Raw genomic sequence first — 24,629 nt, forward strand, 5'->3', positions numbered from 1 at the left:
CGTTTCCGGGATTTCCTGGGGCTACGCGGCGTCCGAGAGGACCTGGTCGCGCAGCCGGTCGCAGCAGCGGCTGATCAGCCGGGACACGTGCATCTGCGAGATGCCGAGCCGCTCGGCGATCCGGCTCTGTGTCATGTCGCCGAAGAAGCGCATGTAGAGGATCTCCCGCTCCCGCTCGGGCAGGGCCGCTATGCGCGGCTTGACGGCCTCGCGGTCGATGACGACGTCGAGCGCGGGGTCGGCGTCGCCGAGCGCGTCGGACAGCGAGTAGCCGTCCTCGCTGCCGGGCAGCTCGGCGTCGAGGGAGAGCGCGGTGAAGCTCTCCAGCGCCTCGAGGCCGCTGCGGGCCTCGTCCTCGGTCATGTTCGCGTGTTCGGCGATCTCCGCGAGCGTCGGGGCGCGCCCCGAGATGCCCTGGGCGAGCTCGTGCTGGGCGAACCGGACCCGGTTGCGCAGGTCCTGGACGCGGCGCGGCACGTGCAGCGTCCACATGTGGTCGCGGAAGTGCCGCTTGATCTCGCCGGTCACGGTGGGTACGGCGTAGCTCTCGAAGGCGTTGCCGCGCTCCGGGTCGTATCGGTCCACCGCCTTGACCAGGCCGAGCGCGGCGACCTGGCGCAGATCCTCGTAGGACTCTCCGCGGTTGCGGAAGCGGCCGGCGAGGCGTTCGGCCATCGGCAGCCAGGCCTCGACGACGTCCTGGCGCAGTTCGTCGCGCTCGGGACCCTCGGGCATGTCGGACAGCTGGGCGAAGGCCTCGGCGGTGTCGGGGGCGTCGTCGTGCGGGTGGCGCCCACCGGGCTTCACCGGGTTCTCGGGTGAGCTGGTACGCGTGCGCATCTGGATCGCAACTCCCTCAGGGGGTGCCTTGGGTTCGGTGGTCACCGTGGGAGCCGCGCCCGCAAGACGAGTCGGACACACCCGGGGCGATCCTGCGGATCCGGTGGATACGGCGGGGCCGTATCCCTCCCACGGACGTGCCTCCTGTCCGAAGCACTGTTTCCTTCGCCTGCCCCTGGGACAGCGCCGCAAAACACGGCGTTGTCCTTACAAATGATGGGGATTAGCCCCGGTACGTGCGGGTACATGGGCGGGATCACGGTGCACCCGAAGACGAGATGAGGCCGGATTTCGATGGCCGATGTGGTGAGGGACGTCATGACGCCCGGCGTGGTCGCGGTACGCCCAGACGCCTCGCTGGTCGAGGCCGCCCAGTTGATGCGCGCGCAGGACATCGGAGATGTACTGGTGGCGGACGAGTCGCAGGTCGTGGGCGTGCTCACGGATCGTGACATCGCGCTGCGGGCCGTGGCCGACGGAGCCGATCCGCTCACGGTGAGCGCCGAGGCCGTGTGCACGCCGCACCCGGTGGCGATCGGCCCCGAGGACGAGGTGTCCGTCGCGGTGACGCTGATGCGGGAGTACGCGGTGCGGCGGCTGCCGGTGGTGGAGGACGGGCACGCCGTCGGAATGGTCAGCCTGGGCGATCTGGCGCTGACCCAGGACCCGGCGTCCGCGCTGGCCGACATCAGCGGCGCCCGGCCGGACTCCTGGCCGGACGAGTCACCGACGTGACCGCCGCCAACACCAACACCAGGACCAGGACCAAGACCACTGAACGTCATGAACATCCATAGCCAGCAAGGGAGTTGACCGACGATGCGTATCGCGTTCCTGGTGGCGCCGGAAGGGGCCGAGCAGATCGAGCTGACCGACCCCTGGCAGGCGGTGCGGGACGCGGGCGGCGAACCCGTGCTCGTATCGACACGGCAGGGCGAGATCCAGGCCTTCGACCACCTGGACAGGGCCGACAAGTTCCCGGTCGACAAGACGGTGGCGTCGCTCGCCTCGTCGGCGGACGGCTTCGACGCGCTGGCGCTGCCGGGCGGCGTGGCCAATCCGGACCAGTTGCGCACGGATCCCGACGCGGTCGCGTTCGTACGTGACTTCTTCACGCGGGGCCTGCCGGTCGCGGCGATCTGTCACGCGGCGTGGACGCTGGTCGAGGCGGATGTGCTGCGCGGCCGCACGCTGACCTCGTATCCGAGCCTGGCCACCGATATCCGCAATGCGGGCGGCACCTGGGTCGACGAGCAGGTGAAGGTCTGCACGGCCGGGCCGAACGTGCTGGTCAGCAGCCGTCGCCCGGACGACCTCAAGGCCTTCGACGCGGCGCTGCTTGAGCAGGTCAGCGGCGTCTGACGGGGCGGGAGGCGCAGGCCGGCCCGGCGGGGTAGTGCCGGGCCGGTGCGATATGACAGTAGGCCCTCGGGAGCGCCGTCGGCGATCCGCTCGGCGCGGTTGTTGTCCGCTCAACGAGGTAGCTGTCGGCCCAGCGTGTGCGAGGGCACGACGCCGTACTTGGCGCGGTACTGCCCGGCGAACCGCCCCAGATGACCGAAGCCCCAGCGGTACGCGACGTGGCCGACGGTCGTCGTGTCGGGGTCCGCGGCGAGCAGTTCGGCGTGCGCTCGCTCCAGGCGCAGGGTGCGCAGATACGTCATCGGCGGCATGCCCACATAGCGGCCGAACGCCTCCTGCAGCCAGCGCACGCCGACCCGGGCCTCGGCCGCGAGTTCCGTGGTGGTGAAGGGGTGTTCGGGGTGGGAGCGCATGGCGTCCATGGCGCGCTTGACGGGGGCGGGCCTCAACTTCCCCGCGGGTACGTCGAGTTGGTCGCGGTAGCGGTGGCCCGCCGTCAGCAGCAGGCCGTTGAGGACGGCGTCGCGCAACGGCGCGGCCACCATGGGGTGTTGGAGCAGCCGGGCGTCGTCGTGCAGCTCTCCGAGGAGTGTGTCGACGAGTCGGGCCCAGCCGTGGCCGCGGCCCGTCGTCAGGTCCATCTCGGGTTCGAGCGCGAGGGGCCCGCGGGGCGGGCGGCCGGTCAACTCCTCGACGCGGCGCTCCAGAAGGCTGCGTTCGATCTTCAGCGCGACGACCCGCGCGCCGCCCGGCCAGCGGTTCGCGTCGACGGGGCCGACGGGGCCGAGGACGGCGGCCCTGCCGGGGGCGGTGGCGCGGGTGGGCCGGGATGCCTGGCGCCAGCCGATGGCGGCGCCGAACGGGACGTTCACGTGGTACGAGCCCAACTCCTCGCAGCGGACGGCGACATCGACGCCGCACGACAGGTTTCCCACCGTGAGGCCGTCGCCGCAGTCGAGTACGTCGAACTCGGCGTCGAAGCGTTCTGGGCGTTCCAGGACGGCCAGCCGATTCGCGTAGAAGGCGTCCCTGATCGCCTCCATGGCCCGGTCGACATCGCTGGTCCGCAAGAACGTCCTCGCCACGCTCTCTCCTCACGCACGCCTGAACTCCCCAGCGTACAAAGACCGGGGCTCCGGGCGGGCGCAACGGGTCAGCGGGTGCGCTCGACTCGGCGTTCGTCCCAGACCGGGTCCGAGGTCTCGCGAACGTGGCCGTCCGAGCCGAAGACCAGATAGCGGTCGAAGGCGCGGGCGAACCAGCGGTCGTGGGTGACCGCGAGGACCGTGCCGTCGAAGGACTCCAGGCCCTCCTGGAGGGCTTCCGCCGACTCCAGGTCGAGGTTGTCCGTCGGCTCGTCCAGGAGGAGCGCCGTCGCGCCTTCGAGCTCCAGCAGGAGGATCTGGAAGCGGGCCTGCTGGCCACCCGAGAGCCGCTCGAACTTCTGCTCGGCCTGCGCCGTCAGCTCGTACCGGCGGAGCAACGACATCGCCGCCCCGCGGTCCTTCGCGTGGTCGCGCCACAGGATGTCGAGGAGCGGGCGTCCCTGGAGCTCCGGGTGGGCGTGGGTCTGGGCGAAGTGGCCGGGGACGACGCGCGCGCCGAGCTTCCACGCTCCCGTGTGGGACACCGAGTCGTCGCCCGCGAGGAGGCGCAGGAAGTGGGACTTGCCCGAGCCGTTCGAGCCGAGGACCGCGACCCGCTCCCCGTAGAAGACCTCCAGGGAGAAGGGCTTCATGAGGCCGGTGAGTTCGAGGTTCTCGCAGGTGACCGCCCGCACTCCGGTACGGCCGCCCTTCAGGCGCATCGTGATGTCCTGCTCGCGCGGCGGCTCCGGCGGCGGCCCCGCCTCCTCGAATTTACGCAGCCGCGTCTGCGCCGCCGCGTACCGGGAGGCCATTTCGTGGCTGACGCTCGCCGCCTGGCGGAGGTTCACGACCAGCTTCTTGAGCTGCGCGTGCTTCTCGTCCCAGCGGCGCCGCAGCTCCTCGAAGCGCGCGAAGCGCTCGCGGCGCGCCTCGTGGTACGTCGAGAAGCCGCCGCCGTGCACCCACGCGTCCGCCCCGCCGGGGCTCGGCTCCACGCTGACGATCTTCTCCGCGGAGCGGGCGAGCAGCTCCCGGTCGTGGGAGACGAAGAGGACGGTCTTGCGGGTCTCGCGGAGCTTCTCCTCCAGCCAGCGCTTGCCGGGGACGTCGAGGTAGTTGTCCGGCTCGTCGAGGAGAAGGACCTCGTCCGTGCCGCGCAGCAGGGCTTCGAGGACGAGGCGCTTCTGCTCGCCGCCGGAGAGCGTGCGCACCTCGCGGAACTGCGCCTTGTCGTACGGCACACCCAGCGCCGCCGTCGTGCACATGTCCCAGAGCGTCTCCGCCTCGTACCCCTGTGCCTCGGCCCAGTCGGAGAGGGCCTGCGCGTACTTCATCTGCGCGGCCTCGTCGTCGACGGTCATGATCAGGTGCTCGGCCTCGTCGACCGCCTTCGCCGCTTCCTGGATGCGCGGCGGTGACACCGATACGAGGAGGTCGCGGACGGTCGTCCCGTCGCGGACCGAGCCCACGAACTGGCGCATCACGCCGAGACCGCCACCGACCGTGACGGAGCCGCCGTGCGGCTGCAGCTCGCCGGAGATGAGCTTCAGGAGGGTCGTCTTACCCGCTCCGTTCGGCCCGACGAGCGCGACGACCGCGCCCTCGCCGACCCGGAACGACACATCGCCGAGCAGCGCCCTCCCGTCGGGGAGGTAGTACTCGAGGTGTGCCGCTTCCAGATGTCCCATGATCCCGCATTGTGGACGCCCGTGCGGGTGACGGGCAAACGAATTGGCCGGACGGCGTCGGGTGCGAGGCGGGGCGCGGGGTACCTGTCCCCCATGCATTCCCCCATGCCTGCCAACAGGCCATCGCCGAAGTCACCGCCGTCCTTGCGTGCCCGGCTCACCGCCCTCGACCTGCGCGTCTTCGAGTTCGCCGCGGACGCGCACTGGCCGGGCGCCGAGCGGATCCTGCCGCGGCTGAGCCGGTCGGCGAACCACGGTGTGCTGTGGTTCGCGGTGGGCGGGGCGCTCGCCGTGTCCGGGTCGCCGCGCGCCCGCCGGGCCGCCGTGCGCGGAGTGGCCTCGCTCGCGCTCGCCTCGGCCACGATCAACACCCTCGGGAAGCGTTCGGTGCGCAGGGAGCGGCCCGCGCTCGACCCGGTGCCGCTGGTGCGGCGCCTGAAGCGGCAGCCGTTCACGACGTCGTTCCCTTCCGGGCACTCGGCGTCGGCCGCGGCCTTCGCGACGGGTGTGGCCCTGGAGTCGCGGGGCCTCGGCGCGGTGGTCGCCCCCGTGGCGTTCTCGGTGGCGGCCTCCCGCGTCTACACCGGCGCCCACTTCCCCGCCGACGTCCTCGCGGGCGCGGCCCTCGGCGCGGGCGCCGCCTTCGCGGTGCGCGGCCTGGTGCCGACCCGCGACCAGCTGCCGTCGCCGGGCCGGCCCCTGGTGGACGACGTACCGGCGCTGCCGGGCGGCGAGGGCCTGGTGATGGTCGTGAACGAGAAGGCGGGCACCCCGGAGCGGATGCGGGCGCTGCGGGAGGCGCTGCCGCTCGCCGAGTTCGTGTCGTGCACCGGCGACGAGCTCGAACCGGAGCTGGAGAAGGCGGCGGCGCGGGCCCGCGCGCTCGGCATCTCGGGCGGCGACGGCTCCGTGAACACGGCCGCGCGGGTGGCGCTGCGGCACGATCTGCCGCTCGCGGTGCTGCCCGGCGGCACCCTCAACCACTTCGCGTACGACCTCGGCGTCGAGGACACCGGCGATCTGGTGCGCGCCGTCGAGTCCGGCGACGCGGTCGCCGTGGACGTGGGCCGCTTCGCCTCCGGGCACGGCTCCGGGATCTTCCTCAACACCCTCAGCCTGGGCGCCTACCCGGAGCTGGTGCGGGAGCGGCGGCGCTGGTCGGGGCGGATCGGCGGGCGGCTCGCCGATGTCGTGGCGGCGGTGCACGTGCTGCGCCGCGACCATCCGCTGAGCATAGAACTGCACGGCGAGCGGCGGCCGTTGTGGCTGCTGTTCGCCGGGAACTGCACGTACCGGCGAATGGGTCTGACGGCGGGCCGGCGCGCGAATCTCGCCGACGGGCTGCTCGACGTACGCACCGTGGACGGCGGCCGGCTGCCCGGTGTGCGGCTCCTCGCGGCGGCGCTGGCGGGCCCGCTGTCCCGCTCCCCGTTCCACGCCGCGACCCGCCTGACCCGGCTGCGGGTGGACGGCGTAACGCCCGGCACCCCGCTCGCGTTCGACGGTGAAGTGGCCGCGTGCGGCGGCGAGTTGAGGGTGGACAAGGCACACGAGGCGCTGCGCGTGTACCGCCCGTACACACTGCGCTGACCCACCCCTCCCGCTACCCCCTCCCTCCACGCGCGTCCACATTTCAAGACGGGGATCTCATTATGCGGCCGACCGGCGTACGGTGATCATCAAGCCCGAACGAGACGAAGGGAACCGGTCATGCCGCAGGAGACCGCCGTATACACCCACGGCCACCACGAGTCCGTGCTCCGCTCGCACACCTGGCGCACCGCCGCCAACTCGGCGGCCTACCTGCTCGATTCGCTCAAGCCGCACATGAAGATCCTGGACATCGGCTGCGGCCCCGGCACCATCACCGCCGACCTGGCCGAGCTGGTCCCCGACGGGCACGTCACGGGTGCCGACCACGCCGAGGGCATCCTCGACCGGGCGCGCGCCACGGCCGCCGAACGGGGCCTGACCAACGTCGACTTCACGACGGCCGACGTGCACGCGCTCGACTGGCCGGACGACACGTTCTGCGTCGTGCACGCGCACCAGGTGCTGCAGCACGTCGGCGATCCCGTGCAGGCGCTGCGCGAGATGCTGCGGGTGACGAAGCCGGGCGGGTTCGTCGCCGTACGGGAGTCCGACTACGCGGCGTTCTCCTGGTTCCCGCGGCTGCCCGCCATGGACGAGTGGCTGGACCTGTACGAGCGGGTCACCCGCGCCAACGGCGGCGAGCCGGACGCCGGGCGCTACCTCAAGTCGTGGGCGCTGCGGGCCGGTTTCGCGCCGGAGGACATCACCTGCTCCGCCGGTACGTGGTGCTACTCGACGCCCGAGGAGATCGCCTGGTGGAGCGGGCTGTGGGCGGACCGCACGCTCGCGTCCTCCTACGCCGAGCGCGCGACGGGCGGCGGGCACGCGACGCCCGAGCAGCTGAAGGCCGTGTCGGACACGTGGCGGGAGTGGGGAACGCACGAGGACGCGTGGTTCGGGATCCTGCACGGCGAGATCCTGTGCCGCAAGCCCCGTCAGCCGTAGGCGAGTCCAGGCGCAGGCGAGGCTGTAGGCGAGTTCAGCCGCGGGGCAGCAGCGGGCCCAGCGGTCCGAGGTCGATGTTCAGGTCCTCGGGCCGCAGCCCGTAGCGCTCGCGCAGCTGCTCCATGCGGTCCTCCAGGAGCATCAACGTCAGCCCGACCCGCTCCTCCTGCTCCTCCGTCAGGTCGCCGAGGTCGAAGCGGCGGATCGCCTGGCGCTCCATGAGCTGACGGAGCAGCTCGACGAGGGTCAGCACGAGTTTCATCAGGTCGCGCTCGACGGTGTCGGGGTCGAGTTCGATACGGCGTCGCTCGCGTTCACTCATGGTTCTCCATCTCCGGCCAGGGAGAGGGCACTTGGGCGTTGACCGAGCTGATCAGCGCGTTCAGGTCGATGCGCACCAGGTCCACGTCGGCGATCCGCAGGGTGACGTCGCCGGCGAGGACGACGCCGCCCGCGAGCAGCCGGTCGAGGAGGTCGACCAGGGCGATCTCGCGCCGCTCGACGACGGTCACGACGTCTCCCCCTCCCCCGTCTCCTCGTCGGCCGTGAACGAGTAGCCCGCCCACGGGCCGGTCAGCTCGACCCGCAGGTCACGCTCGCGGCCCTTCGTCGCGTCGACCCGCTCCACGAACTCCTCCGCGCCCGAACGCTCCACCAGATACGCGGCGTTGAGCACGTTCTGCCCACCGGCGCGGGAGAGTTCCGGGTTCTGCGGCGGGTGGATCCGGGTGTGCGTGGCGTACCGGGACAGCTCGTCGTGCAGCTCCTGCGCGAAGCGTTCGGCGCGCCGCCACCGGTCGTCGCGCGCGGTGCGCTCGGCGCGGCGGCGGCGAAGATAGTCGCGGCCCGAGGCGGCGGGCGCCGGGGCGGCCGGGGCCTTCGCCTCGGGTTCGGGCTCCTCGACGTACACCTTCACGCCCCACTCCACGCGCCCCGCGAGGCGGTCGAGTCCCCGGCGGAAGCGGAGTTCCTCCTGCTCCAGCATGAGCCGTACGCCGCTGTCGTCGTGGAAGACGGTGGCGAGGCGGAGCGGGAGCGGGCTGGTGACCGTGGCCAGGGCGGCGATCACGCTCTGGTGGGCGCGGGCGGTCTCGGTGAGCCAGTCGAGGTCCTCCAGGTGGGCGCGGAGCGGCGCCTCGGCGAAGTCCCGTTCCGGCACGGAGCCGATGACCGCGACGAGGCCGTGGTGCTCCAACTGCCGTGCCGGGCCCCCGGCCACGCCGGTGAGCTGGGCCTGGAGCGGCGCGCCGAGCGGGTGGCACACGGCGTACACGTAGCGCAGCTCGCGTGGTTCGTCGGTGGTCATGCCGACCCCCTCCGGTTCCGGTTCCGGTTCGCGGCGGGTTCCTCTTCCTCCCGGCCCTCGGTCCCGCCCTCGGTGAGTTCGCCGAGTTCGACGAGGCGTTGCTTCAACTCGGCGTTCTCCCGGGCGAGTTCCTTGCGGCGGGCTCCGGAGGACAGCGCCGGGTCGTCCTCCCACCAGTCGATACCCATCTCCTTCGCCTTGTCGATGGATGCGACGATCAGACGCAGTTTGATGGTGAGCAGTTCGATGTCGAGCAGGTTGATGCGGATGTCGCCCGCGATGACGATGCCCTTGTCGAGGACGCGTTCCAGGATGTCGGCGAGGTTGGCCCCGCCGTCACCCCGGTACGGCTCGGGGAAGCGGCTCGCCGTCGTCATCGGCGGGCTCCGACCGGGGCGCGCCGTCGCGGCCTGGACGGGGGCTCCTCGTCCTCTTCTTCCTCCGCCTCTTCCTCCGCCTCGTCCTCCGCCTCGTCCGCCTGGTCTTCCTCGGCGTACTCGGTGTCCTCGACGTCCTCGGCGTCCTCGGCGTCTTCTGCCTCGACGTCCTCGGCCTCTTCCTCGGTCTCCTCGTCCCCCTCGTAGGGTTCGTCGCCGTACTCCTCGTCCCCCTCCTCCTCTTCGCGCACCGCATCCTCGTGGTCGAGGACGACCTCGCCGTCGCGGATCTCGCCGCGCCAGCCGTCGCTCGCCTCGCCGCGCAGCGTCACGAAGCGGGCGAAGTGCTTGAGGTCGAGGCGGGCCCTGCGGCCCTGCGCGCGCCAGAGGTTGCCGGTCCGCTCGAACAGGCCCTTGGGGTAGTACTCGACGATCAGCAGGACCCGGGTGAGCCGGTCGGCGAGGCGGTGGAAGGAGACGACACCCTTCGTGGTGCCCTTGGCGCCCTCGGACGTCCACGCGATGCGGTCGTCGGGCACCTGGTCGGTCGTGTGCGCCTTCCAACTCCGGTTGGACCAGAAGACCTTGAGCTGCCAGTCCGACGTCGTGTCGTCAGCGCGGCCCGCGTTCTTGACGCCCTTCGCGAACGTGCTGAACTCCTGGTACTGCGTCCACTGGTCGTACGCCGTCCGCAGATCGACGCCCACGTCGACGTACTCCATGATGACGGTCGGCTTCGCGCCCGCGCCGCCCTTGCGCTTGCCCTTGCCCCTTCCGGCGCCGAGGCCCTTGAACACGTCGACGACGTTGTCCTTGAGCCGGCCCGCGCCGAGCTCCACCGCGCTGCGCACCGGCCCCTTGCCCTCGGCGAGCTTGCGGCCGCCGTCCAGTGCCAGCCGGGCGAAGCCGGGGCTGTTGCCCTCGGCGATGTCGTTCAGTTTCACGGTGGCCTCGCCGAGCTTGTGGCCCGCGCCCATCAGCAGCCGCTGGGCCTGGGCGGCGAGGTACTCCTGCAGTTCCGCCTTGAGGTGGTCGGCGGCCTCGCTGCGGGCGAAGCCGCCGAGCGCGGTCTTCGTCGTGTCAGCCACGGCTGCGGCCTCCCTTCGCCACGCGCGAGCCCGCGCCGACGGCCTGCTTGGCGGCCTTCTTCGCGGGAGCCTTCTTGGTGGGCGCCTTCTTGGTGGACGCGTTCCTGGTGGACGCGTTCTTGGTGGGCGCGTTCTCGGTGGGCGCGTTCTCGGCGGGCGCATGGTTCGTGGGCGCGGCCCGCTCGACCACGTCGTCCGCGTCCGGGAGGTCCTCCGGGGTGTCCGGGACGTCCTCCGGGGTGTCCGGCACGACACCTTCCAACTGGTCGCGCACACCCTGTGTACGGTCGTGCAGGCGCCCCGCGAGGCCCTCGACCTGGCGGTCGACCAGCGCGCCCGTCGCAGCCCTGCCGACTCCGCTCAGGTCCTCCCTCAGCTGGTCGCCGATCTCCTTGAACTGCGGGTTCTTGTCGAGCTGTTGGCGGACAAGGTCGGCCACGGCGCGTGGGCTCAGGTTCAGCCGCTTGCCCGCGACCATCGTGCCGACGGCGAGCGCCAGCTTCATCTTCTTCGTACGCCCTAGGACGTAACCGGCCCCTATCGCGAGGCCGAGCGCTGTTCGGTTCAAGGTGGTCCCTCCAGACGGTCGAGGAGCTCGTCCTCGACGCGGTCGAACGTTTCCTGATCGATCTCACCCGACGTCAACTGCCCTTCGAGGCGGGCGAGTTCGGCTCGTATGGCCGCCGGGTCGTAGTACTGGCGTTCCGCTTCGGCGAGCGCCTGCCGCACCGCCCACAAGGACCCGCGCACGGGAGCGAGCGGCAGCAGCAGCACCTCCGAGATCAGGCCCATCGGCGCGGCCCGTCAGTCGGCCGTGGCCGCGGGCTCGGCGGGGCCCGGTTCCACGAAGCTGTACGGGGGCAGGGGGCCGTTGACGGTGATGACGAGGTGCCCGTGGCCGGCGCGGACGTCCTCGACGGCGGCGAGGAAGTGCTCGGCGGCGTCCCGGTCGACGAGGAACGAGACGTTGGCGAGCCAGCCCGTACTCTCGGGCCCCGCGGACACCGCCGCGGCCGCGGCCGCGAGGCGCCGCTCGAGTTCGAGCGCGTCGGCGTGCTCGCGGGCCTGTACGGCGGCCACGACCAGCTCGCCGAGGCGCAGCCGGTCCTCGTAACTGCCGCCGCCCGCACGCCGGTTGGCCTCGGTGAGCGTCCGGATCTCTTCGTTGTCGACCATCACCTGGTGCAGCACGGCTTCCTCGTCGTGCTGCGCCTTGACGTTGTACTCGACCTTGCCGTCGAGCGCCCGCAGCCGTTCCCGGTAGTGGTCCGCGCGCTCGGCGAGCACCGCCGCCACCGAACGCTCGTCGGGGGCGAGGGAGCCGAACCGCATCGGCAGCACCGGTCCCCCGGCGCCCGCCTCGGAGAGCACGCTCTGGTGGGCGAGCAGGTCGCGGCGCTTGGGCCGCAGGTCGTCCGGGGACTCGCTGACGAGCGCCGCGAGCGAGCCCTCCTTCACGACGCGCACCTCGCGGGCCGGTTCACCGATCCCGCCCATGCCCTCGGGCAGGGCGGGGTGTTCGGAGCTCGCGATGCCATAGATGTACGTACTGCTGCTGCTCACTCCTGCTCCTCCTTACGGCGGCCCGCGGTGGCCCTGCGGCTGCCGCCGGATCCGGACGAGGACCGCTTCGACTCCGCCTGGCCCTCGTCGCGCGCCTGGTTGAAGGCGTCGGAGAGGGTCTGGGCGGCGCCGGACAGCGCGCCCTTGGACTTGCCGCGCGCGCCGGACTCGGTGATCTCGCCGACCAGGTCGGGCAGTCCGGGGTCGCGGTGCGGGCCCGCTTCCAGGTCGAGCCGGTTGCAGGCCTCGGCGAAGCGCAGATAGGTGTCGACGCTGGCGACGACCACCCTGACGTCGATCTTCAGGATCTCGATGCCGACCAGCGAGACGCGGACGAACGCGTCGATGACGAGCCCGCGGTCCAGGACGAGTTCGAGTACGTCGTACAGGCCGCTGGTTCCGCCACCGCCGCCTGTCTGTTGTGCGGGGACAACGGTCATGGAGGCCGGTCCTCCCTGTCTGTGTAGTACGCGATTGGGTACGCGAGTGGGTACGCGCGCAGGTGATCGCGTCGGTACGCGACTGGGTACGCGCTTCAGTACGTGACGCGGTGCGAGGCGGGGCGGGACGCCGGGTCTAGCGGCCGCCGGGCCTGTGGGCCGGTTCGGAGCGTCCGCGCTCGTAGCGGCGCAGGCGTCGGTATCCGGTCAGGGCGCCGTGCGGGTCCAGGCTCACCTGGTAGCTCGCCAGCAGGCTCATGGTGTCGGGGACCCGGGCCAGTTCGAGGACCTCGATCTCCAACTCCCAGCCGTCCTCGGTGCGTTCGAAGGACGACACGGTCTCGGCCGCCATGCCGGTGAGCTCCGCCAGCTGGGCGCGTGCCTCGCGCAGTACCTCCATGGGGCGCGGTGCGCCGCCCACCTCGGTGGTCTTGTCGTCGCCGGGCTCGCGCTCCGACGACCCTTGCGTCTTCTTCGTATTCGTCATGGCAGCCTCGGTCACCGGGTCTCCACAGACCCGCCGGACAAACCTCAACTCCCGCCCTCCGAAAGGAGTTTGCGCCACGCGGAGCCGAGCGAACGACCCTTGCCGAGCAGCCCTTCCCACGGGTCGGTGCGGGCCTGCTCGACCGCGTTCGCGACGGTCCAGTGCCGGGCCCCCACGGCGGGGGATCCGAGCTGCCGCCAGGTCAGGGGTGTCGCCACGGGGGCGTCCTGCTTGGCGCGGACCGTGTAGGGCGCGACGGCGGTCTGGGCGTAGGCGTTGCGCATGACGTCCAGGTAGAGGCGGTCGCCGCGGTCCTTCTTGCGGGCGGCCGTGGTGAGGGTGTCGGGGTGTTCGGCGACGAGGGCGTCGGCCACGTGGCGGGCGAAGTCCCGTGTCTCGTCGAAGTCCTGGCTTCTGTCGAGGGGTACGACGACGTGGACGCCGCGGGAGCCGGTGGTCATGGGGGCGCTGGGCAGGCCCAGGTCGTCGAGTTTCGCGTGCAGGAGGCGGGCCGCCTCGCGTACGGACTCGAAGTCGTCGTCGCCGGAGGGGTCGAGGTCGAAGACGAGGCGGTCGGGGTGGTCGATGTCGTCGGCGCGGGACAGCCAGCGGTGCAGGGTGAGGGCGGCCTGGTCGACGAGGAAGATCAGGGTGGCGGTGTCGTCGCACACGGTGTGCGTGACCGTGCCGCCCTCCTTCGGCACCTCTACCCGGTGGATCCAGTCGGGGTAGTGGTCCGGGGTGTCCTTCTGCATGAAACGGGGGCCTCCGGCGATGCCGTCGGGGTGGCGCTCCAGCATGAGGGGGCGTCCGCGCAAGTGTGGGAGCGCGAAGGGGGCGACGGCCTCGTAGTAGTCGGCGAGGTCACGCTTGGTGATCCCCGGGAAGAGGTGTTTACCGGGCCGATGAAGCTCCACGTGTCGCCTCCTCTGTTGCGTGTGCGCCGCACCGCGGTTGCGCCCCCGCGCCTCAATCGCCGGCGAGGCTGATTTTCGCCAGGCCCACTCAACCCCTTGCGGCTATTGAGCGCCGGCCAATCAAGCCCCTGCGGCGATTGAGCAGCGGGGTCCGGGGCGGAGCCCCGGGGGTGTCACCACGGGTGGGCGTAACCGTGGGGGTCAAGACGTCACCGCGTGGCCCACCAGCAAGCCGACCGCCGCCACGATCCCGGCCGCGTCGATACCGGCGGCGGCCAACTGTTCACCCGGCGTCGCAGACCCCGGCATCGTACGTACACCCAACCGTGCCATCCGCGGAGCGGGCTCCGCGTCGGAGAAGGCCTCGGCCACCGCGTCCCCGAGTCCCCCCTGCTCCCGGTGGTCCTCCACGGTGAGCAGACACCCGGTGGCCCGCGCAGCATCCCGCAGGGCACGGCGGTCGACGGGCTTGACGGAGTACAGGTCGATCACGCGGACCGCGATTCCGGCGTCCGCCAGCTCGTCCGCCGCCTTCAGCGCCTCGTGCACGGTGACGCCGGCCGCGACGACCGTCACCCGGTCCCCGTCCCCGGAGCGCAACACCTTGCTGCCGCCGACGGGGAAGTCCTCGTGCGGCGGGTAGATGACGGGGGTCGCGCCACGCGACGTACGGAGGTAGCGGATTCCGGTCAAGTCGGCCATGCGGCCGACGAGTTGGGCGGTCTGGTTGGCATCGCACGGGTACAGGACCGTCGTGTCGTGGATCGCGCGGAACATCGCCAGGTCCTCCAGGCCCATCTGGGACGGACCGTCCTGACCGATGGCGACGCCCGCGTGCGAGCCGACGAGGTTGAGGTCGGCGCCGCTGATGGACGCCATGCGGATGAAGTCGTGCGCGCGGGTGAGGAACGCCGCGAAGGTCGCCGCGTACGGCAGCCAGCCGCGCGCGCTCAACCCGACGCTCGTGGCGACGAGTTGCTGCTCGGCGATGTAGCACTCGCCGTACCGCTCGGGGTGCTCCTTGGCGAACATCTCGGCGCGCGTGGAGTCGCCGACCTCGCCGTCGAGCGCGACGACGTCGCCGCGCGCGGAGCCGAGCGCGGTGAGCGCCCGGCCGTACGCGTCGCGGGTGGCGACCCGCTCGCCGACCTCGAAGCGCGGCAGATCGAGGCGCCCGCTGCGCACCGCGTGCAGGATGCGCGCGGCGGGCGGCGACTTCACCTCGACGCGCAGGCCCCGGTCGCCGCCGAGCTCCTCGATGGCCGCGGCGGCGTCCGGCAGCGGCTTTCCGTGCGCGCCCTCGCGGTCCTCCACGGCCGCGACGCCCTTGCCCTTGAGGGTGCGGGCGAGGATCGCCGTGGGCCGGCCGACGGTCGACGCGGCCTCCGCGTACGCGCGGTCGATGTCGGCCACGTCGTGCCCGTCGACGACGACGGTGTGCCAGTCGAAGGCCTTGAAGCGGCGGGCGTAGGCGTCGACGTCGTGGCCGTGCCGGGTGGGTCCGCGCTGGCCGAGCCGGTTGACGTCGACGATCGCGACGAGGTTGTCGAGCTGTTCGTGCCCGGCGTACTCGGCGCACTCCCACACCGAGCCCTCCGCCATCTCGCTGTCGCCGCACAGCGCGTACACCTGGTATCCGACCCGGTCGAGCCGCTTGCCCGACCAGGCGATGCCGGCCGCGACGGGGAGCCCCTGGCCGAGCGACCCGGTGGCCGTCTCGACCCACGGCAGGGCGCGCGGCGTCGGATGCCCTTCGAGGCGGCTGCCGTGCTTGCGGAAGGTGCGCAGTTCGGTGTCGTTGAGGGCGCCCGCCGCCTTGTACGCCGCGTAGAGCAGCGGTGAGGCATGGCCCTTGGAGAGGACGAGACGGTCGTTGCCTGGGTGGGCGGGGCGGTCGAAGTCGTAGCGGAAGTGACGGCCGAGGAGGACGGCCATCAGGTCGGCGGCGGACATCGAGGACGTGGGGTGTCCGGAGCCCGCGGCGTCCGCGGCGCGGACCGAGTCGACCCTCAACTGCTGCCCGATGGCGTACAGTTCGGCGTCGCTGTATGCGGTGGTCGCCGTGCTGGTCACGGGGCACCTCCTTGGTTGTGCTGTTCCTTCTCGCGGGTGTCGTCGGGTACGCGCGCCAGCTCGGGCGACGAGGTGTCGAGCGGCACCGACCACGACCTGACGAGCCCCAACTGGACGGCCTGGCGCGGCAGTACGGCGTCGAGCAGCCAGTCGGCGGCGACCCGCACCCGGTTCCCCGGCATGGCGGCCAGGTGGTAGCCGCGCGTGACGGCGCCCGCCACCGGGCCGGACAGCGGGACGCCGAGCGGGTTCGCGGCGGCCTTCACGCCGCCGAGGTCGACGGTGAAGCCGAGGTCCTTGTGCCGGTAGTCGCGGCGCTCGCCCTTGCCGAGGGACGCGGCGACGTTCAGGCCCGCGACGCGCCCCTGCCGCCAGGCGTGCTGCGCGGTCATCGGCGTGTACTCGCCCGGTTTCTCCAGGTCGGGCACGGCGGCCGCGTCGCCGCACGCGAACACCTCGGGGTGGCCCGGCACGTTCAGGTACGGGTCGACGAGGAGCCGGCCGCGTTCCAGGGGGCGGCCGAGGTCGGCGACGAGCGGGTCGGGGCGGACGCCGACGCACCACACGAGCGTACGGGTGTCGACGAACTCCCCGTCGTCCAGCAGGACTCCGTCCTTCGTCGCCTCCTTCACGGACGTCCCGGTCCGGATCTCGACGCCGCGCTCGCGCAGCACACTGTGGGCGGTCCGTGACAGGTGTTGGTCGAGTTCCGGCAGGACGCGCGGCGCGACGTCGAGCAGCATCCAGCGCGGCCGGATGCCCTGTCGCAGTGGCTGCTTCTTCACGAGCGCGTCGGTCAACAGCTGCCCCTGCGCGGCGACTTCGGTGCCGGTGTAGCCGGCGCCGACGACGACGAAGGTGCAGCGGGCCCGGCAGTCCTCCGGGTCGTCGGAGGCGGCGGCGAGCTCGATCTGCCGGGTGACGTGGTCGCGCAGGTACAGCGCCTCTGGCATGCCGCGGAAGCCGTGCGCGTGCTCGGCGACGCCCGGCACCGGCAGCAGCTTGTTCACGCTGCCGACGGCCAGGACGAGGCGGTCGTACGCGAGGGTGCCGCGCCCGCCTTCGGGGTCGGTGTACGAGACGACCCGCTCGTCGAGGTCCACGCCGTCCGCCTCGCCGAGCACGAGCCGCGCGTGCGGCAGCGTCCCCGACAGCGACACGGTGACCCGGCGCGGCTCCAGGGAACCCGCCGCCACCTGCGGCAACAGCGGCAGGTACAGAAAGTAGTCGGTGGGATTGAGCAGGGTGACGTCGGCGGTGTCCCGGGCCACCCGCGTCAGCATGCGGGCCGCTCGGTAGCCGGCGAACCCGGCGCCGACGATCACGACTCGGGACCGTCCCACGGCGCTCACGCCCCCGCCTTCGGGGGTTCGCTCGGCATCGGAGGGGCCGTCGGGACGGCGGGCCTGCCGGGTCGCGCGGCGGTGCGCAGCGCGTACGCCACGACGCCGAGCACGACGGCGACCACGAGGGCCGCGCCCCACTCCGGCATGCCGAGGCCGAGGACGAGCCCCAGCGCGAGCGCCACGGCGGCCCCCGCGTACAGGGCGGCGACGCCGGCTCCCGCGTAGAGGGCGGCCTTGCGCCGCTGGGCCCGCACGGACTCGGTGAACTCCTCGCGCAACGTCTCGCGGACGGCCCGCGTGACCTGCACGGTCAGTTGGTCGGTCAGCTGCTCGTCGATGCGGTTCATCATGCGCGCCGGGTACCCGTGCCACCCACCTCGTAACGACGTGACGCGGCTTGTCGGGACCGCCTCCGACTTCCCTGAAACGATCACACGTTCCCGGCCCGGCCTACTAGGCTCCTCCCATGGAGATCCTGGGAACCACGCTGCGCGTCTGCGTCGAGGACCTGGAGGCGCTGGAGTCGACGGTCCACTTCTACGAGAACCTCACGGGCACGAGAGCGATGCGGTTCGAGCGCGGCGGGGTCTCGGTGGCCGCGGTCGGCTGCTTCCTCCTGATGAGCGGGCCGAAGGCGGAGATCGACGTGCTGCGCAAGGTGTCGGCGACGATCGCGGTTCCCGACGTCGACGAGGCGGGCGCCCTCCTCACCGCCTCCGGCGCCAAGGTCATCGCGGGCCCGGTACCGACGCCGGTGGGCCGCAATCTGATCGCGCTGCACCCGGACGGCTCGATCTTCGAGTACGTCGACCGCCAGGCCATGGACCCGGACCAGGCCGAGCGGCCCGAGGCGGCCGAACAGTCCTGACCCGCCGCCCGGCACGTATCCTCGCCCGGAGCACGAGGGTGAAGGACGGTGCACGTGGCGGGCAGCACGACGGGCGGTACGGCGGCCGGTACGGCGGGCGGTACGGCGGGTTCCGACGAAGGGCGTACGTCCCTGAGCGCGCAGGCGCGGGAGGCGGTGCGGCAGCGCATCGTGGACCGGCGCTACCCCATGGGCGCGCGGCTCGTGGAGCGGGAGGTCGCCGAGGAACTGCGGATGTCGCGGGTGCCGGTGCGCGAGGCACTGCGCGCGCTGGTCGCCGAGGGCCTGCTGGAACTGCTGCCGCGCAGCGGTGTGCGGGTGCGCCGCCTGGAGCGGATCGACGTACGGCATCTGTACGAGGTGTGGGAGCCGCTCGCCGTGCAGGCCGCGCGGCTCGCGGCGCGGGCGGTCGCGGGCCAGGACCCGCCCTCCCTCGACGCGCTGCGCGCCTGCCTCGACCGGGCCGAGCGGGCGGCCGCGGCGGACGAGGGCAAGCGGGAGGTGGCCGCGCACACGGCGTTCCACGAGGAGATCGTGGCGCTCGGCGGCAACCCGCTGCTTGCCCGCACCATGGAGCAGCTGAGCTGGCAGTTGCAGCTGCTGTTCGGGCTGCGCGAGGAGCCGGAGCACATGCGGGCGCAGCACGCGGACATCTTCCGGCACATCGCGGCGGGCGACGAGGAGTTGGCGGTGGCGAGCTCGCTGCTGCACGTCAGGGACAGCCGGGCGGTGGCGCTGAGGTCACTGTTCGGAGACGCCGCTTTGTATACCGAAGGCGAGTGACCTGGGCGGGGAACCCGAAAGAAATCAGGCTATTCAGGCTATAAGCCGCCCTGAAGTCGCATTCCCCTTGGGCTCCCTTGTCGCGCGGGGCGCTTTGGTATACAAAAAGGCGGGCCAGTTCTTCCTGGCTGCACCCGTCCCCCACCAGGAGCCCCCATGTGCGTCGAGCCCGCCGAGCCCCCGTCCAGCCGACTGACCCGCCGCGGCGTCCTCGCCGCGTCCGCCGTCCTCGCGGGCACCGCGACCGCCCTCGGCTCCGGTGCGCCGACGGCCTCCGCCGCATCGGGCGCGCGCCGCGGGGCCACGGCCTCCCGCGCCGGTGACCTGGTCGTCGAGGGCGGCACCCTGCTCGACCCGGCGACCGGCGAGGTCACCGAGGACGCGGTCGTCGTGATCCGGGAGGGCGTGGTGCGCGCGGCGGGCGCCCGGAACCGGGTCGACGTGCCGGAGGGCGTCCAGCGGCTCGACGCGCACGGCCGCTGGGTGCTGCCCGGACTCGTCGAGGCGCACATCCACCTCAACACCGCGGAGGAGGCGCGCGACGCCGTCCGCAAGGGCGCCACCAGCGCGCGCAGCGGCTCCACGAACTTCTACCAGGACATCGCCGTACGGGAGTTGGCCCGCCAGGCCCCCGAACTCGCGCCCCGCCTCAAGGCCGCCGGCATCTTCGTGACGCCCGACCTCGGCGACACGGTCCTCGGCGACCCGGACCTCACCCCGCTCGCCCGCCTCAAGGACGGCGTGCGCTCGGCGGAGGCGCTGCGCCGCGTCGTCGAGGTGAACCTGGGGCGCGGCGCGGATGTCATCAAGACGCGCGTCAACGAACGCGCGGGCCTGCCCGAGCAGGACCCGCTCACCCAGGTCTACTCGTACGAGCAGCTGTCGGAGGTCGTCGCGGCCGCGAAGCGCGGCGGCAAGGGCGTCCTCTGCCACAGCTACAGCGAGAAGGGCTGCGACGACGCGGTGCGCGCGGGCATCCGCTCCCTGGAGCACGGCGCGTTCGTCGGCGAGCGCACACTGCACGAAATGCGCCGCAGGGGTACGTACTTCACGCCCACCCTCACCGCGATCGCGGGCCTCGTCGACTCCGACGACCCCGTGCTCGCCGAGCGCGGCCGTACGTACCTGCCGGCGCTGAAGAAAGCGGTGCGGGCCGCGCACGAGCTGGGTGTGCCGCTCGCGGCGGGCACGGACTCCTCCGGCGGTGAGATCGAACCGATCGGCCGCGAGGTCGAGTTGATGGTGTCGGCGGGCCTCCCGGCACTCGACGCGATCCGCACGGCGACGACGGGCGCCGCGCACCTCCTGGGCCTCGACGGCACGGCGGGCCGCCTCACGCGCGGCGCGGCGGGCGATGTGCTGCTGGTGGACGGCGACCCGCTGGAGGACGTGTCGGTGCTCAAGTCGCCGGTGGGCGTGGTGCGTTCGGGCTTCGCGGTCTGATCGACGTACGCACGTAACACGGAGCACGTAACACGTAGCACGGAGTACGCAGCACGTAGCACGTAGCACGCAGGCAGTTCTTGACGTTTCGACGAAGGGCAACGGCATGACTCCTCCTCCCCTGTCCCGGCGCGGTGTTCTCGCGGGCGCGGCTTCACTCGGCGGTGCGGCGCTCGGTGCGACGGCGGCGCCCGCCCAGGCCGCCGAGGACCGGCGGCGTCCCGGCGGGGCCGTGGTGTTCCGCGACGTCCGCCCCTTCGGCGCCCGGGAGTCCGTGGATCTGACCGTGGTGGACGGGAAGTTCACGGAAGGGCCCGCGCCCGCCCACGCGAAGATCGTCGACGGCGGCGGCCGGATCGCGCTTCCGTCGCTGGTGGACGCGCACATCCACCCCGACAAGACGACGTGGGGCAGCGACTGGATCTCGCGCAAGCCGGCCGACGGCATCGCGGACTACTGCGAGCAGGACGTCGAGGTGTTCCGTACGCAGCGCCGCTCGGTCGGCGAGCGGGCGTACGGCCTGATGGCGCACGCCGTGACGCGTGGCACGCGGGCGATGCGGGCGCACGCGGACGTGGCGCCCGCCTATGGTCTGGACGGGGTGGAGGCGGTGGCCGAGGCGCGGGACCGGCTCGCGGACGCCCTCGACGTGCAGATCGTGGCGTTCCCGCAGCACGGTGTGGTGCGTACGCCCGGCACGTCGGAGTTGCTGCGGGCCGCGGCGCGCGACGGGCTCGTCGACATGATCGGCGGCATCGACCCGATCAGCTTCGACCAGGCCATGGACGAACAGCTCGACCTCGTCTTCGACCTCGCGGACCGGTACGGCGTGGGTGTCGACATCCACCTCCACGACCGTGACGAGAAGGGTACGAAGGTGCTGCGCGGCATCGTCGAGCGTACGCGGGCGCTGTCGCTGCGCGGAAAGGTGACGGTGAGTCATGTCTTCTGCCTGCCGATGCTGAAGGATGCCGAACTCGACGCGATGGCCGGGGACTTGGCGGACCTCGACATCGCCCTCACGACCGTCGCGCCGAGCGCGGAGCTGGTGCTGCCGATCGCCAAGTTGAAGGAGCACGGGGTGCGGGTCGGGCTCGGTTCGGACGGGGTCCGCGACTCCTGGAGCCCGTTCGGCAACGCGGACATGCTGCACCGGGCGCATCTTCTCGGCTGGGTCACCGATGTCCGGCTCGACGAGGAGCTGGCCGCGTGTTATTCGGCGGGGGCGCACGGTGGGGCGGACGTCATGGCGCTTCCTCGCGTCGAGTTCGAGGCGGGGGATCCGGCGGACTTCGTGCTGTTGCGCGGCGAGTGCGTTCCGCAGGTTGTGGTCGATATGCCGCAACGGGATGTGGTGGTGCACGCCGGCCAAGTGGTCGCCCGCAACGGCGACTTGGTATAACCCCTCCGTCCCCCTACGCCTCGGGGCTCCGCCCCGGCCCCCGCTGCTCAATCGCCGCAGGGGCTCGATGTGCCCACCCGGCCCCCTTCCACCAACGCCTCGGGGCTCTGCCCCGGGCCCCGCTGCTCAATCGCCGCAGGGGCTTGATGTGCGCCCACCCGTGGGGACCGGGCCCGGATGGCCCGACCGTGGCGATCGGGACCGGAGGGGCCGCTCACGGTGATTGGGCCCGGATGGCCCGCTCACGGTGATCGGGACCGGAGGGGCCGCCCACGGTGATCGGGACCGGATGGCCGCTCACGGTGGTTGGGCCCGGATGGGCCGCTCGCGGTGATCGGGCCCGGAGGGGCCGCTCACGGTGATTGGGCCCGGAGCGGTCACTTGTGGTGATCGGCGCCCGCGGGCCTCGGGGCCGCCGCCCGCCCATCTCCCACCCACCCGCCCCCTCCGGGGGCGTCGGCCCGACGGGGTGCCGCGCCCCAACCTCGGCCAGCCGCCCCCGCCCACGGCTCCCGACCCGTCGCGGTCGACGCCACCCGCCTTGGGCAATCTGCCGCCTGGGGCGGCAGGGTGGGCAAGGCGGCGCACGGTGCCGCGTGCACAGGACGGCCGGCGCCGACCCCGGTACGGGTGGGGCAAGGGCCCCGTTACCGGCGCACCGGTGGCAGGCGTCGACCCCAGTACGGGACGAGGCCCCCGGTACCGGCCGCGCCGGTGACCGGCGCCGACCCCGGCACAGGCCAAAGACCCCGGTGCCGCCCGCACAGGACGACAGGCGCCGACCCCGGCACACGTCAAAAGCCCCGGCACAGGCCGCCCCCGCGGCACGCGCCGACCCCGGCACAGGTAGAAACCCCGTGGCAGGCGTCACCCCCGGCCCAGACCCCGCCGGAGAGGCTACGGCTCGCCGTCAGGGCGCATCCGGAACTCGTACCGCGCGGGGAGCGGCTCCCCGGGGGCGGCTACCTGTTCCCAGACCTCGCCGATCGTCTCGGCGCCCTCACGGAGGTCCGCCACCTCGAACCCGGCGTCGAACACCGCCCGGGCCGCCACCAAGTCACCTTCCGCACACAGGAGTTGCGCCTCGATCAAGCGGTAGCGCCCCCGCTCCCGGGTGGCCGGGGACAGCCGGGTCCACACCGCGCGGGCCGCCGCCACCCGCCCCGCCGCCAACAGCACACCGATCGCCTCGCGCCCCAGCGCCGCACTCGCCGCCCGCCACGGCTCACCGTCATCGCGGCGCTCCACGCACAAGTCGTCGAAGGCCTCGGCGTAACGGTCCGCGGCGCGCTCCGTGTTGCCGTCCTCGGCGTCGGCGACGGCCAGGCACCGCAGCAACGGCCAACGCGAGGGCGCCAGTTCGAGCCCACGCTCCCAACTGCGTACGGCCTGCGCCCGATCCCCCGCGTGCCACTGCGCGACACCCAGGTGGAACTCGGACAGCGGCCTCGCCGGAGCCGTTTCCAGCATGTCCCGCCACGCGGCGGAGACGAGCGTGGGCCCGGGCGGGCCGACCTTGCGCTGCTCCGGGAAGGCCCCGGTCTCCAGCAGCTCGCGCCACGGCGCCTGCGCCGCACCCAATGTCGACTCGTCGAACGGCGTCCCCGCCAACTTCCACCCCGTACGCAGCACTTCGAGCGCGCCCCACCCCGACCCGACCGCGAGCCGCTCCCCCGGCTCCACATCCGCGCAGGCCCGCCACGCCTCGTACGCGGCGTCGACCTCCGCGCGCGGGAGGACAGCCTCCAGGCGCCGCTCGGCCTCGTCGACCGCGCCGGCCCAGTCCTCACCCGAGTGCACCGCTCCCGGCTCCGCCGCCAGCGGCCCGTACGCCTCCAGCCAGCTGAACTCGCCCTCCGCCTCCAGGCGTACGTGTTCCAACTGGGTGCGCGCGAGGCCCGCCTGGATCTCGCAGTAGCCTCCCGTGCCGGGCTCGGTCAGCCACTCCTGCCAGCGCCGCCCACCGGTCCCCGAACCCCACAGGAACAGCTTCCGGCCGCGCGGCAGATCGGTCGACGTCTGCACGAGGCCCCGCCCGGCGTCGTCGAGCGCCGCGACCCAGCGCCGCCGCCCGTCCTCGACCTCGTAGAAGTAGTCGGCGGGGAACTCGCTGTTGAGCGGGTACGTACGGTCGACCCCCGCCGCCTCTGGCACCGGTACGCGGCTCAGCTTGCGCTCGTACCCGAAGTGCCACGCCTCCTCGGCCGGCGCCAGCACCCGCCGCTCCTCCGGCACCGCGATGTTCGACCACCAGTAGGCGGGCGCCGGCCTCTCGTGCGGATTGCGGACGCGTACTCCTACGTACAGGAAGTCGGAGCCGTCCGGGAGCCACAGGTCGACCTGGAACGGCAGGTCGCGCAGCCGTTCCCACTCCCACAGGCGCAGCATCTGCCCGCCGTCGGGCGCCGTCACGCGCGCGGCGTGCAGGGGCGCGCAGGACAGCGCGGTGTGGCCGGTCGCGCCGATGTTCCACTCGATGCCGCCGGAGAACCAGGCGCCGTTGAGCGCGAAGTCGGCGGGCTGGAACACCGGGTTGCGGTAGAGGAGTTCGCGTTCCGTCGGCTTGTGGAACAGGGACGCGACGCGGCCGCCGAGGCCCGGAAGGACCGTCGCCCGGAGGCGGTCGTTCTCGATCACGATCGTGTCGAGGTCGACCGGCTCGCGCTCGCGCCCGTAACCGTCGCGGATCCGCTCGGGCAGCACGCTGCGCAGCGGCCGGTAGCCGACCTGTCGGGCCATGTCGAGCGGCATGTCGTCCTTGGCGCGCTCGTCGACCTCGTGCATCTCGTCGAGGGGCCGCAGCGGCGGCAGCGGATTGTCGGGGCCCAGGGGCACGCCCGGCAGAGTCAGTACCGCACGGCGGATCTCGGTCACGTGTGCCTCCCGTCGCCACGGGGCGCGGCCCGCCCCGATGACCATGGAACAGGGTCCCGAGGGAGCTGACCAGGGTGGCCTCCGGTCAGAATTAAGCAAAGGCGCTCGCGGCACACCCCACGTACGCTGACGCCTTCAGCGCACTG

Annotated in this window: 26 protein-coding genes; 8 read left to right on the plus strand and 18 right to left on the minus strand. The window is 72.5% G+C overall.

The features are described 5' to 3' along the window. Positions 1 to 21: 21 nt before the first annotated feature. The gene (locus RBJ65_RS07865; protein ID WP_306316376.1) at positions 22 to 840 is read right to left on the minus strand and encodes an RNA polymerase sigma factor SigF; all 819 of its coding nucleotides are present in this window, start codon (positions 838 to 840) and stop codon (positions 22 to 24) included. Between the two features lie 294 nt (positions 841 to 1,134). Here RBJ65_RS07865 and RBJ65_RS07870 point away from each other — a divergent pair, with 294 nt between their 5' ends. Both RBJ65_RS07870 and RBJ65_RS07875 read left to right on the plus strand, forming a co-directional pair. Beyond that, positions 1,135 to 1,575, plus strand: coding sequence for a CBS domain-containing protein (locus RBJ65_RS07870; RefSeq protein WP_306316375.1), 441 nt, complete (start codon positions 1,135 to 1,137; stop codon positions 1,573 to 1,575). Positions 1,576 to 1,659: 84 nt separating this feature from the next. Continuing rightward, positions 1,660 to 2,202 (plus strand): type 1 glutamine amidotransferase domain-containing protein, encoded by a 543-nt coding sequence (locus RBJ65_RS07875; RefSeq protein WP_306316374.1) that lies wholly within the window; start codon positions 1,660 to 1,662, stop codon positions 2,200 to 2,202. Positions 2,203 to 2,312: 110 nt separating this feature from the next. Here RBJ65_RS07875 and RBJ65_RS07880 read toward each other — a convergent pair whose 3' ends face one another. Both RBJ65_RS07880 and RBJ65_RS07885 read right to left on the minus strand, forming a co-directional pair. Further along, entirely contained in the window at positions 2,313 to 3,287 is a 975-nt protein-coding gene (locus RBJ65_RS07880; protein WP_306316373.1) for an AraC family transcriptional regulator, read from the minus strand. A 68-nt stretch (positions 3,288 to 3,355) separates the two neighbouring features. Beyond that, positions 3,356 to 4,978 (minus strand): ABC-F family ATP-binding cassette domain-containing protein, encoded by a 1,623-nt coding sequence (locus tag RBJ65_RS07885; RefSeq protein WP_306316372.1) that lies wholly within the window; start codon positions 4,976 to 4,978, stop codon positions 3,356 to 3,358. 105 nt (positions 4,979 to 5,083) lie between these two features. Between RBJ65_RS07885 and RBJ65_RS07890 the strand changes: the two genes are divergently transcribed. Continuing rightward, positions 5,084 to 6,568, plus strand: coding sequence for a bifunctional phosphatase PAP2/diacylglycerol kinase family protein (locus tag RBJ65_RS07890; RefSeq protein ID WP_306316371.1), 1,485 nt, complete (start codon positions 5,084 to 5,086; stop codon positions 6,566 to 6,568). A gap of 120 nt (positions 6,569 to 6,688) precedes the next feature. Further along, a complete protein-coding gene (locus tag RBJ65_RS07895; RefSeq protein WP_306316370.1) occupies positions 6,689 to 7,516 on the plus strand; it encodes a class I SAM-dependent methyltransferase in 828 nt (275 codons plus the stop codon). 34 nt (positions 7,517 to 7,550) lie between these two features. Here RBJ65_RS07895 and RBJ65_RS07900 read toward each other — a convergent pair whose 3' ends face one another. From RBJ65_RS07900 to RBJ65_RS07965, 14 genes are all read right to left on the minus strand, one after another. Next, positions 7,551 to 7,838, minus strand: coding sequence for a gas vesicle protein K (locus tag RBJ65_RS07900; protein ID WP_306316369.1), 288 nt, complete (start codon positions 7,836 to 7,838; stop codon positions 7,551 to 7,553). Then, positions 7,831 to 8,028: a gas vesicle protein gene (locus tag RBJ65_RS07905; RefSeq protein ID WP_306316368.1), complete on the minus strand. Its 198-nt coding sequence runs from the start codon at positions 8,026 to 8,028 to the stop codon at positions 7,831 to 7,833. The genes RBJ65_RS07900 and RBJ65_RS07905 overlap by 8 nt, the downstream gene beginning before the upstream one ends. After that, on the minus strand, positions 8,025 to 8,822 hold the full coding sequence (locus RBJ65_RS07910) for a GvpL/GvpF family gas vesicle protein (protein ID WP_306316367.1): 798 nt from the start codon (positions 8,820 to 8,822) through the stop codon (positions 8,025 to 8,027). Before RBJ65_RS07910 ends, RBJ65_RS07905 begins: the two co-directional genes overlap by 4 nt. Continuing rightward, entirely contained in the window at positions 8,819 to 9,199 is a 381-nt protein-coding gene (locus tag RBJ65_RS07915) for a gas vesicle protein (protein ID WP_306316366.1), read from the minus strand. Before RBJ65_RS07915 ends, RBJ65_RS07910 begins: the two co-directional genes overlap by 4 nt. Beyond that, positions 9,196 to 10,287 (minus strand): SRPBCC family protein, encoded by a 1,092-nt coding sequence (locus RBJ65_RS07920; RefSeq protein ID WP_306316365.1) that lies wholly within the window; start codon positions 10,285 to 10,287, stop codon positions 9,196 to 9,198. The genes RBJ65_RS07915 and RBJ65_RS07920 overlap by 4 nt, the downstream gene beginning before the upstream one ends. Further along, positions 10,280 to 10,855, minus strand: coding sequence for a DNA primase (locus RBJ65_RS07925; protein WP_306316364.1), 576 nt, complete (start codon positions 10,853 to 10,855; stop codon positions 10,280 to 10,282). The genes RBJ65_RS07920 and RBJ65_RS07925 overlap by 8 nt, the downstream gene beginning before the upstream one ends. Continuing rightward, the gene (locus tag RBJ65_RS07930; protein ID WP_306316363.1) at positions 10,852 to 11,079 is read right to left on the minus strand and encodes a gas vesicle protein GvpG; all 228 of its coding nucleotides are present in this window, start codon (positions 11,077 to 11,079) and stop codon (positions 10,852 to 10,854) included. Before RBJ65_RS07930 ends, RBJ65_RS07925 begins: the two co-directional genes overlap by 4 nt. A 12-nt stretch (positions 11,080 to 11,091) precedes the next feature. After that, positions 11,092 to 11,850 carry a GvpL/GvpF family gas vesicle protein gene (locus RBJ65_RS07935; protein WP_306316362.1) on the minus strand — a complete coding sequence of 253 codons (759 nt, stop codon included), beginning with the start codon at positions 11,848 to 11,850 and terminating at the stop codon, positions 11,092 to 11,094. After that, positions 11,847 to 12,290 carry a gas vesicle structural protein GvpA gene (locus RBJ65_RS07940; RefSeq protein ID WP_306316361.1) on the minus strand — a complete coding sequence of 148 codons (444 nt, stop codon included), beginning with the start codon at positions 12,288 to 12,290 and terminating at the stop codon, positions 11,847 to 11,849. The genes RBJ65_RS07935 and RBJ65_RS07940 overlap by 4 nt, the downstream gene beginning before the upstream one ends. Positions 12,291 to 12,426: 136 nt before the next feature. Then, positions 12,427 to 12,777: a gas vesicle protein gene (locus RBJ65_RS07945; RefSeq protein WP_372341178.1), complete on the minus strand. Its 351-nt coding sequence runs from the start codon at positions 12,775 to 12,777 to the stop codon at positions 12,427 to 12,429. A 44-nt stretch (positions 12,778 to 12,821) separates the two neighbouring features. After that, positions 12,822 to 13,694: a non-homologous end-joining DNA ligase gene (ligD, locus tag RBJ65_RS07950; RefSeq protein WP_306316359.1), complete on the minus strand. Its 873-nt coding sequence runs from the start codon at positions 13,692 to 13,694 to the stop codon at positions 12,822 to 12,824. A gap of 201 nt (positions 13,695 to 13,895) precedes the next feature. Next, positions 13,896 to 15,767 (minus strand): transketolase, encoded by a 1,872-nt coding sequence (locus RBJ65_RS07955; RefSeq protein ID WP_306316358.1) that lies wholly within the window; start codon positions 15,765 to 15,767, stop codon positions 13,896 to 13,898. Beyond that, a complete protein-coding gene (locus tag RBJ65_RS07960) occupies positions 15,764 to 17,110 on the minus strand; it encodes an NAD(P)/FAD-dependent oxidoreductase (RefSeq protein WP_306316706.1) in 1,347 nt (448 codons plus the stop codon). Before RBJ65_RS07960 ends, RBJ65_RS07955 begins: the two co-directional genes overlap by 4 nt. Before the next feature lie 5 nt (positions 17,111 to 17,115). After that, on the minus strand, positions 17,116 to 17,463 hold the full coding sequence (locus RBJ65_RS07965) for a phage holin family protein (RefSeq protein ID WP_306316357.1): 348 nt from the start codon (positions 17,461 to 17,463) through the stop codon (positions 17,116 to 17,118). 116 nt (positions 17,464 to 17,579) lie between these two features. Here RBJ65_RS07965 and RBJ65_RS07970 point away from each other — a divergent pair, with 116 nt between their 5' ends. The 4 genes from RBJ65_RS07970 (at position 17,580) to RBJ65_RS07985 (ending at position 21,609) form a co-directional block, all read left to right on the plus strand. Then, positions 17,580 to 17,981: a VOC family protein gene (locus tag RBJ65_RS07970; RefSeq protein ID WP_306316356.1), complete on the plus strand. Its 402-nt coding sequence runs from the start codon at positions 17,580 to 17,582 to the stop codon at positions 17,979 to 17,981. Between the two features lie 54 nt (positions 17,982 to 18,035). After that, on the plus strand, positions 18,036 to 18,764 hold the full coding sequence (locus RBJ65_RS07975; RefSeq protein ID WP_372341164.1) for a GntR family transcriptional regulator: 729 nt from the start codon (positions 18,036 to 18,038) through the stop codon (positions 18,762 to 18,764). A gap of 156 nt (positions 18,765 to 18,920) precedes the next feature. Further along, positions 18,921 to 20,207, plus strand: a complete 1,287-nt coding sequence (locus RBJ65_RS07980) for an amidohydrolase family protein (RefSeq protein ID WP_306316355.1) — start codon at positions 18,921 to 18,923, stop codon at positions 20,205 to 20,207. Between the two features lie 106 nt (positions 20,208 to 20,313). Further along, a complete protein-coding gene (locus tag RBJ65_RS07985) occupies positions 20,314 to 21,609 on the plus strand; it encodes an amidohydrolase (protein WP_306316354.1) in 1,296 nt (431 codons plus the stop codon). A gap of 897 nt (positions 21,610 to 22,506) precedes the next feature. Here the strand turns inward: RBJ65_RS07985 and RBJ65_RS07990 are convergent. Next, positions 22,507 to 24,528: a DUF5107 domain-containing protein gene (locus tag RBJ65_RS07990; RefSeq protein ID WP_306316353.1), complete on the minus strand. Its 2,022-nt coding sequence runs from the start codon at positions 24,526 to 24,528 to the stop codon at positions 22,507 to 22,509. Positions 24,529 to 24,629 lie beyond the last annotated feature (101 nt).

Origin of the sequence: Streptomyces sp. KL109B, from assembly GCF_030766935.1 — a bacterium.
Lineage (GTDB): Bacteria > Actinomycetota > Actinomycetes > Streptomycetales > Streptomycetaceae > Streptomyces.